Genomic DNA, 15,976 nt, shown 5'->3' with positions numbered 1-15,976 from the left:
TCACGACGGGGGCGGGCGGGAGCGTACTCGTGGGTGCGGCCATGGTGTGCTCAGCCCGCGATCCGCTGCCGGCCGGTGGCCGAGGCGATCTGCGCGGCGGCGGAGCCCAGCGCCTCCTTGGGGTCCTTGCCCCGGGTCAGGATGCCGGAGATCGCCGTGTACATGATCTCGGTGGCCTTCGCGCCGTCCTTCGTGTACTCCACCGGCGGTGTCGAGGGGGCGAGATCGGCGAACACCTTGAGGGCCGCCTGCCCGCCGAAGAACTCCTGCGGGCTGCTCATGTACGGGTCGGCCAGCGCCGGGAGGTAGGCCGGGAAGAGGCCCTCCTGCTTCAGCATCGACACCTGGTTCGGCACGTCGGTGAGGAGGAACTTCACGAAGGCCCAGGCGAGTTCGGGGTTCTTGCTCTGGCCGGGGACGGCGAGCACGGAGCCGCCCCGGTTCGAGGTGCGCACCCCTCCGGCGGTGAACGCGGGCATCGGCAGCACGCCGAACTTCCCCTTCAGCTCCGGCATTTCGGCGGTCAGCGTGCCCATCCACCAGGCCGCCGTCGACTCGGTGGCCGCCTTCCCCTCCTTCGTGCCGGTGACCAGGCCGTCCCAGCCCTTCTGATAGTCGACGAGGCCCTTGTCCGCGAGCGTCTTGAGCAGCGTCGCCGCCTTCACGCCCTCGGGGCTGTCGACGGCCACCTTGCCGTCCGTGTAGAAGTGCCGGCCCTGCTGCTGGAGCAGCATCGCGAAGGTGGAGTCCTCGACCGAGTCCAGGATGAGCATCTTGCGGCCCGTGCGCTTCTTGAGCTGCTCGCCCGCCTTCACGTAGTCGTCCCAGGTCTGGATCGACTCGGGCTTGATCCCGGCCGCCCGGAAGTAGTCGCGGCGGTAGAACATCCCGCACGGCCCGATGTCCCAGGGCAGGGCGACGGTCTTGCCCTGCGGGTTGACCACCGTCTTCCAGGACGCCTTGTCGAAGTCCTTCTCGTACGGCCCGGCCAGTTTGCTCAAGTCGTAGAAGCCCTGCGGGAAGTTCCCCATGTACGTCACCATGCGTGGGCCCTCGACGGTCAGGACGTCCGGCAGGCCCGAGCCGCTCTTCAGTCCCACGGTGATCTTGTCGTAGGCGCTGTCGTAGCCGATGTCGCGGACCGTGACGGTGGTCCCCGGGTGCTTCGCCTGGAAGTCCTTCGCCAGCCGCTGCATCGCCTTGGCCGCGACGTCCCAGGACCAGACGGTGATCGTGCCCTTGAGCTGCTTGTCGTCGGCCTTCTTCACCTCCGGGGCAGGACCGCCCTTGCTGCCCGTGCCCCCGGTGGCGCAGCCGCTGAGCGCGGCCGTGACCCCCGCCGCGAGGCCGGTGGCCAGAACTGCACGTCGTCCCGGTCGAGTTGACACCCTTGTCTCCTGCCGTCGGAATGCCTAATGCTGTATACAGAACACTGAATGACGCCTCGCTGCGTCAAGAGGTCGTACGTCAACTGCCCCTGAAATCCTCGGAGTCGGGTCCACGGGCCCCGCTCCGGGAGCTCTTCGCCAGCGGAGGCGCGGCATGACTCCACCCGAGAATTCCCCGGACCACCTGCACGCCCCGGCCCCCGGACGCCCACCGGCACCGGCCCCGGCACACCCGTACATCCCCAACTCGGTCCCCGCCGTCCGGCAGGCGATGCTGGAGGCCGTCGGCGCGGCGAGCGTCGAGGACTTCTACGCCGACATCCCCGAGGAGATCCGGCTCCGCCGCTCCCTCGACCTGCCCGCACCCCTGCGCTCCGAGGCCCAACTCGTACGCCACATGGAGCAGTTGCTCTCCCGCAACACCCCCGCCTCACGCACCCTCAGCTTCCTGGGCGGCGGCTGCTACCCGCACCACGTGCCCGCCGTCGTCGACGAGGTGATGGGCCGCAGCGAATTCCTCACCGCGTACGCGGGGGAACCGTACGAGGACCACGGCCGCTTCCAGGCCATGTGGGAGTACCAGTCGCTGATGGCCGAACTCCTCGACGTCGACGTCGTCAACGTCCCCGTCTACGACGGCTTCCAGGCCACCGGTACGGCGCTGCGCATGGCCGGCCGTGTCACGGGCCTGCGCAGGCTGCTGATCTGCGGCGACGTGGACCCCGACAAGCTGTCCAAGATCCGCGACTACGTCCGCCCCGACCACGAGGTCGTCCTGGTCCCCGCCGACCCGCACACCGGCGGCGTCGACCCGGACGCCGTACGCTCCCTCCTCGCCGAGGGCGACACGGCCGCCGTCTACGCCGAGGCCCCCAGCAGGCTCGGCCTCGTCGACCCCGCCCTCCCGGAACTCGGTCAACTCGCCCACGAGGCGGGCGCGTTGTACGTCGTCGGCTGCAACCCCATGACGCTCGGCGTGCTGGCCCCGCCCTCCTCGTACGGAGCCGACCTCACCTGCGGCGACATCCAGCCGCTCGGCATCCGGATGAGCTACGGCGGCGGCAACGCGGGCTTCATCGGCGCCAACGACGACCTGAGCCTGGTCTCCGAGTACCCGTCGCGCCTCTTCGGCCTGGTCCCCACCGACGTCGCGGGCGAGTACGGCTTCGGCGACGTCGCGTACGACCGCACCTCCTTCGCCCAGCGCGAGGAGGGCAAGGAATGGGTCGGCACCGCCGCCGCCCTGCACGGCATCGGCGCGGGCGTCTACCTCTCCCTCATGGGCCCCCAGGGCATGCGGGAGATCGGCGAGACCGTCCTCGCCCACACCGCGTACGCCAAACAGTGCCTCGCCCGCATCCCCGGGGTGGAGATCCCGCACGCCGACGCCGTCCACTTCGCCGACTTCCCGGTCCGCTTCACCGGCGGCCGCAGCACCGCCGACATCCACGCCGACCTGCGCGAACGCGGCATCTTCGGCGGTATCGAGACCGCCGCCGACCAGGCCCTGTACTGCGTCACCGAAGTCCACACCAAGGCCGACATCGACGAGCTGGCCGCCGCCCTGGAGGAGATCGTCAAGTGAGCGCCCACCCCACCTCCGGCCCCGTCGCCCCCGAGGACGCCCGGATCGCCGCCAAGCCCGCACTCCGCCGCTTCCACCAGGCCTCCTGGGACGAGAAGCTCATCTTCGAACTCGGCTCGCCGGGGGAGCGCGGCGTCCTGGTCCCCGACGTCGACCCGGAGATCACCGCAGCGCTCGGCGGTACGGTCGAGATCCCGGCCGCCCTGCGCCGCACCACCGCGCCCGCCCTGCCCGAGATGGGCCAGCAGCAGGTCCTGCGCCACTACCTGCGGCTCTCCCAGGAGACCCTGGGCGCCGACCTCAACGTCGACGTCGGCCAGGGCACCTGCACCATGAAGTACAGCCCCAAGGTCAACGACCGCTTCGTCACCGACGAGCGCATCGCCGGCCTGCACCCGCTCCAGGACGAGTCCACCGTCCAGGGCGTCCTGGAGATCATGCACCGGCTGGAGGGCCTCCTGAAGGAGGTCTCCGGCATGGACAGGGTCTCCCTCCAACCCGGCGCGGGCTCCGCCGCCATCTACGCCAACGTCGCCATGATCCGCGGCTACTTCGCCGACCGGGGCGAGGCGGACACCCGCGACGAGATCATCACCACGATCTTCTCCCACCCGTCCAACGCGGCCTGCGCGAAGACCGCCGGATTCAAGGTGATCACCCTCCACCCGGACGCCGACGGCTACCCCGACATCGAGGCGCTGAAGGCGGCCGTCGGCCCGCGCACCGCCGCCCTCCTCATCACCAACCCCGAGGACACCGGCATCTACAACCCGCGCATCGCGGAGTTCGTCGACATCGTCCACGCGGCGGGCGGCCTCGCCGCCTACGACCAGGCCAACGCCAACGGCATCCTCGGCATCACCCGGGCCCGCGAGGCCGGTTTCGACCTGTGCCACTTCAACCTGCACAAGACCTTCTCCACCCCGCACGCCTGCGGCGGACCGGCGGCGGGCGCCTGCGGAGTGACCGAGGCCCTCGCCCCGTACCTCCCGCGCCCCACCGTCGAGTACGACGCGGAGAGCGGTCGCTACCGGCTGGACGACGACCGCCCGCACTCGGTCGGCAAGATCCGCCCGCACCACGGCGTCGTCCCGAACCTGGTCCGTGCGTACGCCTGGATCATGTCGCTGGGTGCCGAGGGGCTGCGCGAGGTCGCCGAGACCGCCGTCCTGAACAACAACTACCTCCTGCACAAGGTGCGGCAGATACGCGGTGTCTCCGTTCCGTACGCGGCCGGGCGGCCCCGGGTGGAACAAGTCCGTTACAGCTGGGAGCAGTTGAATACGGACACCGGTATCCACAGTGAGCAGATCGGCGTCCGCGCGGCCGACTTCGGCACCCACTACTGGACCAGCCACCACCCCTACCTCGTCCCGGAGCCGATGACCCTGGAGCCCACCGAGTCGTACTCGCGGGCCGACCTGGACGAGTACGCGGCGATCCTCGCGGAGGTGGCGCGGGAGGCGTACGAGGATCCCGAGACGGTACGGAGCGCCCCGCACCGCTCCACCATCCACCGGGTCCGCCCGGAGGCCCTGGACGACCCCGCCGTCTGGTCCCCGAGCTGGCGCACCTACCGCCGCAAGGTGCTGGGTGCGTGATGCGGCTCGGTCTTGTGGTCAACCCGGTCGCTGGACTCGGCGGCCGGGTGGGGCTCGGCGGCAGCGACGGCAGGGACGTCCAGCGCCGGGCGGTGGAGCTGGGGGCGGTGCCGGGCGCGGGGGAGCGTTCGGCGGTGGCCCTCGGTGAACTCGCCTGCCGTGCGCGGGAGTTCGAGCTGTTCGCCGCCTCCGGGGCGATGGGGGAGGAGTCGGCCCGTGCGGCGGGGGTTCCCGTGCGGGTGGTGTACCGGTCGCGTCCCGGGGCCACGGGGGCGCGGGACACCGTCGCTGCGGTGCGGGCGCTGGCGGGGGTCGTGGACCTGTTGCTGTTCGCCGGGGGCGACGGGACGGCCCGCGACGTGCTGGAGGCGGATGCCGGGATTCCGGTGCTGGGGATTCCGACCGGGGTCAAGATGCACTCCGCGGTCTTCGCGGTGAATCCCCGGGCGGCCGGGGAGATCGTGGCGGGCTGGGCGTCCGGCCTGGGCAGACCGGAGATCCGCCCGGCGGAGGTCATGGACCGCGACGAGACGGAGCTCCGGCGGGGACGGCTGACCTCGCGGCTGTACGGGTGGCTGCCGGTGCCGTACGTTCCGGTGCGCGTCCAGCAGCGGAAGGCGGGCAGCAGCGGGGTCTCGCCGGAGGCGGTCGGGGGGATCGCGGCGGAACTGGGGTCGCGGGTGGGGGAGGGGGACGTTCTGGTCCTGGGGCCCGGGACCACGACGCGGGCGGTGGCGGCGGCGCTGGGGGCGGAGATTCCCTTGACGGGGGTCACGGCGCTGGTTCGGGAGGCTGCTGGGGACGGGTGTGGGTGTGGGTGCGGGTGCGGGTGCGTGGAGGGTTGCTGTTCCTGCCGGGGGCTCTGCCCCCGGACCCCCGGTCTCGCCCCAGCCCCGCCCCTTCACCTAGACCCGCGGGGCAGTTGCACGGTTTCGTGCGGATGCGTCGTGGCTGGTCGCGCAGTTCCCCGCGCCCCTGAAGGGGCTGCTGCGCAGCCGCCTTCCCCCTCCGCCTCTCGACGCCAGGCCGCCCCTTCCTACCGCCCCCTCGCCACCCACCTCACCTCCGCCCAGCTCCTCACCCTGGCAACCCACCACCCGCTCCTCCTCGCCCTCTCCCCGATCGGCGGCCAAGGCTTCCTCCTCGGTCGCGGAAACCAGCAGATCTCCCCCGAAGTCCTCCGCACCCTCACCCCCGGCAAGCTCCTCGTCCTCGCCACCGAGGCCAAGCTCGCCGCCCTCCACAACCGGCCCCTCCTCATCGACACCGGCGACGACGCCCTCGACGCCGAACTCTCCGGATACGTCACCGTCCTCACCGGCCGGGGCCGCACGGCCCTCTACCGGCTCAGCCACTGACACCCCCAAGGAGCCCCGCATGATCGACCTCACCGGCAAGCGCGCCCTCGTCACCGCCGGCGCCTCCGGCATCGGCCGTGCCTCCGCCCTGCTCCTCGCCGAACTCGGCGCACGCGTCGTCGTCGCCGACATCGACGCGGAAACGGGCGAGGCCACCGCCAAGGAGGCGGGCGGCATCTTCGTCCGCTGCGACGTGTCCCGACGCGCCGACTGCGAGCAGGCCGTCCACACCGCTCACACCGAACTCGGCGGCGTCGACGTCCTCTTCAACAACGCCGGAATCATCCGCCGGTCCACTGTCTGCGAGATCACCGACGACGACTGGGACCTCGTCATGGCCGTCAACATCCGCTCGATCATGCTGATGTCGCGCCTCGTGATCCCCGGCATGGCCGCCCAGGGCGGCGGCTCCATCATCAACACCGGCTCCGGATGGGGCATTTCGGGCGGCTCCCGCGCCGTCTCGTACTGCGCCTCCAAAGGCGCAGTCGTCAACATGACCCGCGCCATGGCCATCGACCACGGCCCCGACCTCATCCGCGTCAACTGCGTCTGCCCCGGCGACACCGCCACCGGCATGCTCGCCGAGGAGGCCCGTCAACTCGGCGAGCGCGCCGAGACGTTCTACGAGGAGGCCGCCGACCGCCCCCTCGGCCGCATCGGACAGCCCCGCGACATCGCGCAGACCGTCGCCTTCCTCGCCTCCGACGCCGCCTCGTTCCTCAGCGGCGCGATCATCCCCGTCGACGGCGGCGGGACCGCGTAACGCATGCACGCCCACAGGCCACCCGGGGCAACAGCACGCCCCGGGTGGCCGATAATCTGAGCCGGACGAGGGGAAGGGCCGCCGACATGCCTATCGAGAACCGCCCGCTGCGCGAGCAGGTCAAGGAGGAACTGATCAAGCGGCTCGGTCGCGGCACGATCCCGACCGACGAACCCATCAACGAGGGCCGCCTCGCCACCGAACTCGGCGTCAGCCGCACCCCGCTCCGCGAAGCCCTGATCTCCCTGGAACGCGAAGGCGTCATCACCAGCGAGCGTGGCAAGGGCTTCCGCTTCGCCCCCATGAGCGCCCAGGAGTTCCGCGACCTCACCACCATCGTCGCGACCCTGGAATCCCTCGCCCTGGAGTCCACCGACCCGGCCCAACTGGCCGCCCTCGCGCCGAAGTTGCTTGAGGAGGCCCGTGCCTTCTCCGCGCCGCAGGCGAGGCACGACGTCATCGAGCAGTACGACGACGCCTGGCACGCCCTGTTGCTCTCCGGCTGCCCCAACGCCCGCCTGCTGGACCTGATCGCCTCCCTCAAGCTGACCATGCACCGCTACGAACAGGTCGCGCTCGGCGACCAGGACGTACTGGAACGGTCCGCCGTGGAGCATGAGCGCATCGCCGAACACCTGGTCGACGGCGACGTGCCGAACGCGGTCCGCGCGCTCAAGGAGAACTGGAACAGCGGCATGGACCGCATCCTGGAACGCCTGACGGCCTGAGCCGCAGAGGCCTCACGCCCCCGGGCCCAGGCCGTCCCGGCCCACCGTCTCCCGCTCCGCCTCTGCCTCTGCCTCCGCTTCCGCGGATCAGGCGATCGACGCCGAAATGACCGCCGCCACCGCGATGTTGCAGGAAGCCGTCACCCACACCGCCGGGTGCGGCTCCTGCTCCACCAGCGTCTTGCCCAGCTTGCCGGGCGTCACGACGTCCACCACCCAGAACGCGATCGCCATCATCACCAGCCCGAGCAGGCCGAACGCGGCCGTGGACACCAGGCCCTTGCCGAAGTCGTTGTACGTCGTCCAGATGGACGTGAAGACGATGCCGCCGATGCCGAGCAGCGCTGAACTGAGCAGCACGGCGCAGTTCCGGTTGCGCTCCTCCCAGATCTGGCGCCCCAGCTTGCCCGGAGTCAGCGCGTCCACCAGGAAGATGCCCAGCGTGAGCAGGACGACGCCGAGGGCGCCGTAGGCGGCGGCACGGCCGATTCCGTTGACGATGTCTTCCATTGAGAAGTCTCAGTCCCCGTGGTGAGTGGCGTACGGGCGAGTACCCGTGATCGCATGCTAAAGGAGACGCAAAACCTACCGCACAAGCCCGCTCCCACGGCATGGGCAGGGGCCGCTGTCCCAGACGGGGCTACCCCCTCGCCCCCTGCCCGGGCTCGGACGGGCTGATATGCCGCCCGAAGGGCAGGCATGTCAGGGGCGCAGGGAACTGCGCGACCAGCCACCCACCCACCCGCACGGAACCGTGCAACAGCCCGGCAGGGTTACGGGAAGGGGCGGGTGGGGGAGAAAACCCGCCCCGGCACCGGGTGCCGATGCCCCACCGGGCGCCCCCACCCCCCTCCCCCTTCCATCGGAGGAAGAAAACACCATGAACGCCATCGAGGTCGACCCCTTCGTCGCAGGCCTGCCCAAGGTCGAGCTGCACCTCCACATCGAGGGCACCCTGGAGCCCGAACTGAAGCTCGCGCTCGCCGCCCGCAACGGCATCGGGCTGCCGTACGCCGACGAGGCCGCCGTGCGCGACGCGTACGCCTTCGACAGCCTGCCGTCCTTCCTCACCCAGTACTACGAGGGCATGTCCGTCCTCGTCACCGAGCAGGACTTCTACGACCTGGCCGCCGCGTACGCCGCCAAGGCGCACTCCCAGAACGTCCGGTATGCGGAGATCTTCTTCGACCCGCAGGCGCACACGGCGCGTGGTGTCCCCTTCGACACGGTGATCCGCGGGCTCACCCGGGCCCTCGACGACGCGCGTCGTGCCACCGGCTTCCGCGGCCATCTCATCATGTGCTTCCTGCGGGACTTCCAGGCCGAGTTCGCGATGGCGACCCTCGTCCAGGCGCTCCCGTACAAGGAGTGGATCGTGGGCGTCGGCCTCGACTCCGACGAGAAGGGCAACCCGCCGGTGAAGTTCGCCGCCGTCTTCGCCCGTGCCCGGGCGGAGGGTTTCCGGCTCACGATGCACTGCGACATCGACCAGGAGAACACCACTGAGCACATCCGGCAGGCCCTCGACGTGATCGGTGTCGAGCGCATCGACCACGGCACGAACGCGCTGGAAGACCCCAAGCTGGTCGAGGACATCCTGAGCAGGGGCATCGGCCTGACCACCTGCCCGATCTCCAACGGGGTCGTCACTGAGGGCATGAAGGCCACCGAGATCAAGCGCCTCTTCGACCTGGGCGTGAAGGTCACCGTCAACTCCGACGACCCGGCCTACTTCCTGGGCTACGTCGCGGAGAACCTCGCCGCGCTGCGGGACGAGCTGGGGCTCACGGAGGCGGACCTGGTCCAACTCCAGCGCAACGCCGTCGACGTCTCCTGGGCCCCGCCCGCCGTCAAGGACACCCTCCTCACCGAACTGTCCACCTACCTCCAGAAGTAGCCCCCAGCCCGCTGGGCTCCCGGTAGCCCCCTTGGGAGACGGGGCCGCCCGCCGCGGGGCGGAACGGGCGGGCAAGGGGGGCGGCCCCTCCCGCTCCCGGCCCGCCCCCGTACCCCCGCGTCAACAAGGAGGCGGCGCCCCGGCCCGTACCGAAGGCCGGGGCACCGCCCCTTCACCCACTCACTCACTCACGCCGAAGCGATCAGCGCCGCCCCCACGCCACGTAATCCACCACCCGGCCGCGCCCGTCCCGCAGCGTCGCCGAGTCCCGGTAGTTGTCCCACACGTACCGGTGGCGGTCCTGGTACACGTGACCCCATCCGTCACGCCCGACCCCCGTGTGCACCTTCACGCTGTCGTGCCCGCGCAGCCGCAGGTGGTCGAAGTAGTAGCGGTGCCCGTCCCGGTCGCTCAGCGAGTACCCGTTGAGGTTCACCGCGTTGCGGCCGAGGTTGCGGACCTCGACCCATTCGCCGTTCAGGCTCCGGTTCGAACCGTCGTCCCAGCCGGGGCTGTTGGCCTGGACGCGCCCGATGACGACCGACGGCCGCGGCGGCCGCTGCTTCTGGACGGACGAGTTGGCGTCGGCCGGCGCCGAGGCGCTGGCCGGAAGCGCGGTCACCCCGACGACCGCACCGGCCGCCAGGACGGCGGCGGCGAGCCGCCGCGCGGAACGACCGCGTGCCGTGGACCTGCTGGAAGTGCTGGACATGGAACTTCCCCCTAGAAAGCCGCCCGTCCCCGCCCCTGGCCGGGACGGCTGACGGGATGGTGCGAACCCCGGCGTGTTCGTCGGGGCGTGACACCACCGTGGACCCGCCCGGCGGCGCGGCGCGAGGCGTGCGGACGAGGCGTTACGCAATGCGGACACCCGTGTGGCTGTCCGCTGTAAACGGCAGGTATCCGGCTCGCACCGTTACCGCCGGTTCAGGGTGCAATGCACCTATGCCCCCTGAACTCGCCCTGTGGCGGCGGAGGTTGACCCGCGCGCCCGTTCCGCCCACCGGCGCACGCTCCCCGGACGCCGTCCCGGGCGCGTAACAGCCCTTTGCGGGACCGTCACCTTCCGCCCTCGGGAGGCGGGGGGAGGGGGGAGCTCCGCGTGGCAGGTGGGGTTCATGGTCTTGACGGGTCGTCGCCACGTGGCCGACGCTGTCCAGCAGTTCGCGAAGGGGCGCCCTTTCGCACACTTCCGCTCACGACCGCGCACACTCCACCGCACACCCCACCACGCACCGGAGACCGCATGTCTGTCGTATCCCGAGCACCCGCCACCCCCGCCAGAACCTCGCCCCGGCGCGCCCGCACGGCTTTCGCCGCCGTCGCCGCGCTCGGCTCCCTCGCCCTCGTCGCCCCGACGGCCGCCGCCGCGCCGGACCCCGGCCCCGCCGTCGCCCCCGAGGCCGCAGCCGGTCCCGCCGCCGCACTCCCGGTCGTCTCGCCGACGCCGCAGAGCCTCACCCGTACCGGCTCTGACATCGTTGTCCCCGACCGGGCCGAGGTGATCGTCGGCAAGGACACCGACCCCGCCGCACGGGACCTGCTGGTGAGCACCCTGCGGGCGCGGGGCGTGCGCCACGTCGACGTACGCGAAAAGGCGTCGCGGCACGGGCGGTTGGCCTTCCTGCTCGGACCGGCCGCGCGCGCCGACCTCGCGCGCGCCCTGAAGGGCACCGCCGTGCCCGACCGTGCGGACGGCTACGCGCTGCGGGTCGGGCGCGGGAGCGTGGCCCTCGGGGGAGTGGACACGACGGGGCAGTTCTACGCCGTGCAGACGCTGAGGCAGCTCTTCCGGACCGCGCCCCGGCACGGGCGGGCCCGCCTCGCCGGTGCCTCCGTCTCCGACTTCCCGTCCATGCCCCTGCGCGGCTCCATCGAGGGCTTCTACGGGCCGCCGTGGACGCAGGCCGAACGCCTGGACCACCTGGACTTCCTCGGAGCCGTCAAGTCGAACACGTACGTCTACGCGCCCAAGGACGACCCGTACCACCGCGACAAGTGGCGCGAGCCCTACCCGGCCGACGTCTTCGACCGGCTCGGCACGCTCGTGAGACGTGCCGCCGCCAACCACGTCCGCTTCACCTTCGCCGTCTCGCCCGGCGCGTCCATCTGCTACTCCGACCCCGCCGACACCCGGGCGCTGACCGCCAAACTCCAGGCCATGTACGACCTGGGCGTGCGCACGGTCTCCGTCCCGCTGGACGACATCAGCTACACGAAGTGGAACTGCGACGCCGACCAGGCGGCCTTCGGGGCGCCCGGCCAGGCGGCCGCCGCCAAGGCGCAGGTGAGCCTGCTCAACACCCTCCAGAAGGACTTCGTCGCCACGCACCCCGGCATGCGGCCGCTCCAGATGGTGCCCACCGAGTACGGCGACCTCAAGGACTCCCCGTACAAGCAGGTGCTGCGCGCCACCCTCGACAAGCCCGTCGAGGTGATGTGGACGGGCACGGACGTCGTCCCGCCCGCGATCACCGTCGACCAGGCGAAGAAGGCCTCCGAGCTCTTCGGCCGCAAGGTCTTCGTCTGGGACAACTACCCGGTCAACGACTTCGGCCGCACCGCCGGACGCCTCCTCCTCGCCCCCTACGACAAGCGCGAGCCGGGCCTCTCCGACCACCTCACCGGCCTCATCTCCAACCCCATGAACCAGGAGGCGGCCAGCAAGCCCGCCGTCTTCACCATGTCCGACTTCTCCTGGAACGACCGGGGTTACGACCGCACCCGTTCGGGTCGGCAGGCAGCCCTCCACCTGGCGGGCGGCGACCCCCGGTTGGCCGACGCCGTCCAGGTCTTCGTCGACCTCAACCACCTCGCGCCCACCTTCGGCACCACGCCGTGGCAGCCGCAGTCGCCGGTCTTCGGGCCGCGCACGACCGCCTTCTGGAAGCGGTACGCGACCGATCCGCGCGGCGCGGTCCGGGGCTTCCGCCCGGTGGTGTCGGAGCTCGCCCACGTCCCGGACGTGCTGCGGCGCGGCCTGCCGGACAAGCTCTTCCTCGCCGACGCCGCCAACTGGCTGGACGCCACGGAGCTCTGGGGCAGTTCGATGTCGTACGGGCTCGACGCGCTGTCCGCGATCGGGCGCGGGGACGCGGCGGGCGCCGAGAAGGCGCGCGGGGCGATGGACGTGGCTGCTGCGGCGGCGGCGAAGATCACCGTCGATCCGAAGGAGCACCATCAGCTCGGGCGGGTCCGGCTGGGGGACCCCTTCATCGAGGAGTTCGTGACCCGGGTGCGGGTCGAGCACGAGGCGTCGAAGGGGCTTGGGCGCGTGCGGCTGGCGTCTGGGGAGCCGGTGGAGTGAAGAGGGCGGAGGTGGAGGTGTACGGGCGCTTGTCGCCCTGACGGGCGGGGGAGGTGTTCGGGTGTTCGTCGGGCTGACGGGCGGGGGAGAGGTTCCGGTGTTCGTCGGGCTGATGCGCCGTACCCGGCACCGGGGTTGCCTGCGGCGCTCGCCCCGGCCCCGCCCCTTCACCTGAACCCGCGGGGCTGAGTGGTGGTTGTGCGGGGGTGGGGTGGTCTCGGTTCCGTGCGGGTGTGTCGTGGCTGGTCGCGCAGTTCCCCGCGCCCCTGATGGCATGCCCTCCGGGCAGCCATCCCCCTCCCCGCCGTCCCGTGCCGGAATCCCCCTTCCCCCGCCCCGCCCCCCTCGTGCACCATGAGCCCGTGGACTTAGCCGATCACCAGCGCCTCGACGCCCTCTACCGCGACCCGTACCCCCTCTACGCCCGCGCCCGTGCCGCCGACGGCCTCACCTTTGTGCCCGAGCTCGATGCCTGGCTCGTCGCCCGTGATGCCGACATCCGTGAGGTCCTGCGACGCCCCGAGGACTTTTCTTCTGCGAATGCCCTGCGGCCCGACGTCCGTCCCGGCCCGGCCGCCCTCGCGGAGTTCGCCAAGGGCCTCGGCGGGTTCCGGACCGTACTGAGCACCGACGGCGAAGCCCACCGCACCTACCGTGCGCCCCTCAACTCCGGGCTCTCGGTCGCCCGGCTCAATGCCGTGCTCCCGTACGCCAGGGCCCGCGCCGAGGCCCTCGTCGACGCCTTCGCGCCCCGCGGGCAGGTCGAGCTGATGGGGGAGTACGCCGAGAAGCTGCCCGGCGACGTCATCGGCCGCGTCCTCGGGCTGACCGAAGAGGACGCCCGGATCGCCGTGCACGGCAGCCGCCGGGCCGAGGAGCTGCTCTTCCGGCCCCTCTCCGAGGAGGAACAGGTTTCTGCTGCCCGTGACGTCGTCGCCCTCCAGCGCCTGCTGGACAACTACATCCGCGAGCGCCGGGCGCACCCGCAGGACGACCTGATCACCAGCATGACGGCCGCCCTGATGCCCGGCACCGGCGACCTCACCCGCGAGCAGCGGGCCGAGATCGTCTCGCAGTTCCAGAACCTGCTCATCGCGGGACACCTCACGACCACCGCGCTCATCGGCAGCACCGTCCACCACCTGCTGCGCGACCGCGCCCAGTGGGAGTTGCTGTGCGCCGAGCCGGAGCGTATCCCCGCCGCCGTCGAGGAGGCCGCCCGCTACGACACCCCGATCCAGGGGTTCCGGCGGCTCACCACGCGTACGCTCACCCTCTCCGGGACCGAACTGCCCGCCGGAACAGCCGTGTTCGTGGCGTACGGGTCGGCCAACCGCGACCCCGCCCGCCACCCGGACCCCGACACCTTCGACGTCGCCCGCACCGCCCCCGCCAAGCACCTCGGGTTCGGGCACGGCGCCCACGGCTGCCCCGGCTCGCACCTGGGGCGCGCCCAACTGCGCGTCACCCTGGAGCTGTTCACGCGCAGACTGCCGACTGTGACGTTGACGAGCATGCGCCTGGGGCGAGCGGCGGACCAGCAGGTCGTCGTACGACCCACTCTGATCCACCGCTCGCCCCAGGCACTTCACCTGACCTTCCCGGCCGAGAAGCCGGGCGAGGTTTAGTCGAGGTAGTCGCGCAGGACCTGCGAGCGCGACGGGTGACGCAGCTTCGACATCGTCTTGGACTCGATCTGGCGGATGCGCTCACGCGTCACGCCGTAGACCTTGCCGATCTCGTCCAGCGTCTTCGGCTGGCCGTCCGCCAGGCCGAAGCGCATCGAGACGACGCCCGCCTCGCGCTCCGAGAGGGTGTCCAGGACCGAGTGCAGCTGCTCCTGGAGGAAGGTGAAGGAGACGGCGTCGGCCGGAACCACGGCCTCCGAGTCCTCGATGAGGTCACCGAACTCGCTGTCGCCCTCCTCACCCAGCGGGGTGTGCAGGGAGATGGGCTCGCGGCCGTACTTCTGGACCTCGATGACCTTCTCGGGGGTCATGTCGAGTTCCTTGGCCAGCTCCTCCGGGGTGGGCTCGCGGCCCAGGTCCTGGAGCATCTGGCGCTGGACGCGGGCCAGCTTGTTGATGACCTCGACCATGTGCACCGGGATGCGGATGGTGCGGGCCTGGTCGGCCATCGCGCGGGTGATCGCCTGGCGGATCCACCAGGTCGCGTACGTCGAGAACTTGAAGCCCTTGGTGTAGTCGAACTTCTCGACCGCACGGATCAGACCGACGTTGCCCTCCTGGATGAGGTCCAGGAACAGCATGCCGCGGCCGGTGTAGCGCTTGGCGAGGGAGACCACGAGGCGGAGGTTGGCCTCCAGCAGGTGGTTCTTGGCGCGGCGGCCGTCCTCGACCAGGATCTCCAGCTCGCGGCGGAAGGTCGGCTCCAGCTCCTCCGTGGCCTCGCCGTCCTCGCCGTCGAGCTTGTGCTCGGAGAAGAGGCCGGCCTCGATGCGCTTGGCCAGCTCCACCTCCTGCTCGGCGTTGAGGAGGGGGACCTTGCCGATGAGCTTCAGGTAGTCCTTGACCGGGTCGGCCGTGGCGCCCGCGACCGCGACCTGCTGCGGCGGCGCGTCGTCCTCGTCCTCGTCGGACAGGACGTAACCGGCGGTGCCGGGCTTGGGGGTCTCCTCTTCCTCCTCGCCGTCACCCGCCCACTCGTCCGTCTGCTTCTTCGCGGCGGTCTTCTTCGCCGCCGTCTTCTTGGTGGCGCGCTTCTTCGGGGCGGGCTTCTCCGCCGCGGCGGTCGTCTCGTCGAGCTCGTCCTCGACGATCGGGGCCTCGGGGGCGGCGGCGGCCTTGGCGGCCGTCGTCGTCTTCTTGACCGGGGCGGCCTTCTTGGCCACGGTGCGCTTCACGGCGGGCTTGGCCTCACCGGACGCGGCGGCCTTGCGAGGGGCGCGCTTGGCGGCCTTCGCGGGCTTGGCGGCGGCGGCCGCCGTCACCATCAGCGTCACACCCTCTTCGTCGAGGACCTGGTTCAGGCTGCGCAGGACCCGCTTCCACTGGTCGACAGGGATGCTGTCCGCTTCGAAGGCATGGCGGACGTCGTCGCCATTGATGTGGCCCTGGTCCCGGCCGCGCTCGATGAGCGAGACCAAGGACGGCGATTCGGCGATCTCCTGAGGGAACGGGCGGGACGGACTGAGCGACACGAAGAGCCTCTCGTAGCGAGAAATACAAGTGTGAATGGCGGGAGCGAGGCCGTAGCCAGGCCTCGTTCCGCGGGGCGGAAGGCTTGGCTGCGCGACGGCACCTGTCAGGTCATCGCGCACCCGCATTGTTTCGTTACGCCTTTTCTGAAGTGACCTGAGCCACTCTTCCCGGCCCGGGCCGACCCC

The 15,976-nt window shown here is 71.2% G+C and carries 12 protein-coding genes; 8 read left to right on the top strand and 4 right to left on the bottom strand.

What is annotated here, in order from left to right; all coding sequences use genetic code 11:
- Window positions 1-50: 50 nt before the first annotated feature.
- Window positions 51-1,388, bottom strand: a complete 1,338-nt coding sequence (locus ACIO3O_RS29595; protein WP_401751126.1) for an ABC transporter substrate-binding protein — start codon at window positions 1,386-1,388, stop codon at window positions 51-53.
- Between the two features lie 154 nt (window positions 1,389-1,542).
- Here ACIO3O_RS29595 and gcvPA point away from each other — a divergent pair, with 154 nt between their 5' ends.
- The 5 genes from gcvPA to ACIO3O_RS29570 all read left to right on the top strand — a co-directional run bounded on the left by gcvPA (window position 1,543) and on the right by ACIO3O_RS29570 (window position 7,426).
- On the top strand, window positions 1,543-2,973 hold the full coding sequence (gene gcvPA, locus ACIO3O_RS29590) for an aminomethyl-transferring glycine dehydrogenase subunit GcvPA (RefSeq protein WP_401751123.1): 1,431 nt from the start codon (window positions 1,543-1,545) through the stop codon (window positions 2,971-2,973).
- Window positions 2,970-4,574, top strand: coding sequence for an aminomethyl-transferring glycine dehydrogenase subunit GcvPB (gene gcvPB, locus ACIO3O_RS29585; protein WP_401751120.1), 1,605 nt, complete (start codon window positions 2,970-2,972; stop codon window positions 4,572-4,574). The genes gcvPA and gcvPB overlap by 4 nt, the downstream gene beginning before the upstream one ends.
- Window positions 4,574-5,932, top strand: a complete 1,359-nt coding sequence (locus tag ACIO3O_RS29580) for an ATP-NAD kinase family protein (RefSeq protein ID WP_401751117.1) — start codon at window positions 4,574-4,576, stop codon at window positions 5,930-5,932. The genes gcvPB and ACIO3O_RS29580 overlap by 1 nt, the downstream gene beginning before the upstream one ends.
- 19 nt (window positions 5,933-5,951) lie before the next feature.
- The gene (locus ACIO3O_RS29575; protein WP_401751115.1) at window positions 5,952-6,698 is read left to right on the top strand and encodes an SDR family NAD(P)-dependent oxidoreductase; all 747 of its coding nucleotides are present in this window, start codon (window positions 5,952-5,954) and stop codon (window positions 6,696-6,698) included.
- A gap of 86 nt (window positions 6,699-6,784) precedes the next feature.
- A complete protein-coding gene (locus ACIO3O_RS29570) occupies window positions 6,785-7,426 on the top strand; it encodes a GntR family transcriptional regulator (protein WP_401751112.1) in 642 nt (213 codons plus the stop codon).
- An 87-nt stretch (window positions 7,427-7,513) separates the two neighbouring features.
- Here ACIO3O_RS29570 and ACIO3O_RS29565 read toward each other — a convergent pair whose 3' ends face one another.
- Entirely contained in the window at window positions 7,514-7,936 is a 423-nt protein-coding gene (locus tag ACIO3O_RS29565; RefSeq protein ID WP_401751109.1) for a DUF350 domain-containing protein, read from the bottom strand.
- 370 nt (window positions 7,937-8,306) lie between these two features.
- Between ACIO3O_RS29565 and add the strand changes: the two genes are divergently transcribed.
- Entirely contained in the window at window positions 8,307-9,323 is a 1,017-nt protein-coding gene (add, locus tag ACIO3O_RS29560) for an adenosine deaminase (RefSeq protein WP_401751106.1), read from the top strand.
- Between the two features lie 202 nt (window positions 9,324-9,525).
- Here add and ACIO3O_RS29555 read toward each other — a convergent pair whose 3' ends face one another.
- A complete protein-coding gene (locus ACIO3O_RS29555; protein ID WP_401751103.1) occupies window positions 9,526-10,035 on the bottom strand; it encodes a lamin tail domain-containing protein in 510 nt (169 codons plus the stop codon).
- A 534-nt stretch (window positions 10,036-10,569) separates the two neighbouring features.
- Here ACIO3O_RS29555 and ACIO3O_RS29550 point away from each other — a divergent pair.
- The gene (locus ACIO3O_RS29550) at window positions 10,570-12,630 is read left to right on the top strand and encodes a beta-N-acetylglucosaminidase domain-containing protein (protein ID WP_401751100.1); all 2,061 of its coding nucleotides are present in this window, start codon (window positions 10,570-10,572) and stop codon (window positions 12,628-12,630) included.
- Window positions 12,631-12,992: 362 nt separating this feature from the next.
- Window positions 12,993-14,258, top strand: coding sequence for a cytochrome P450 (locus tag ACIO3O_RS29545; RefSeq protein WP_401751097.1), 1,266 nt, complete (start codon window positions 12,993-12,995; stop codon window positions 14,256-14,258).
- Here the strand turns inward: ACIO3O_RS29545 and ACIO3O_RS29540 are convergent.
- A complete protein-coding gene (locus ACIO3O_RS29540) occupies window positions 14,255-15,790 on the bottom strand; it encodes an RNA polymerase sigma factor (RefSeq protein ID WP_401751095.1) in 1,536 nt (511 codons plus the stop codon). The two genes, ACIO3O_RS29545 and ACIO3O_RS29540, sit on opposite strands and share 4 nt — an antisense overlap.
- Window positions 15,791-15,976: the final 186 nt, after the last annotated feature.

The organism is Streptomyces sp. NPDC087440, from assembly GCF_044744005.1.
Lineage (GTDB): Bacteria > Actinomycetota > Actinomycetes > Streptomycetales > Streptomycetaceae > Streptomyces.
This window is presented reverse-complemented; position numbering and strand designations above follow the sequence as displayed.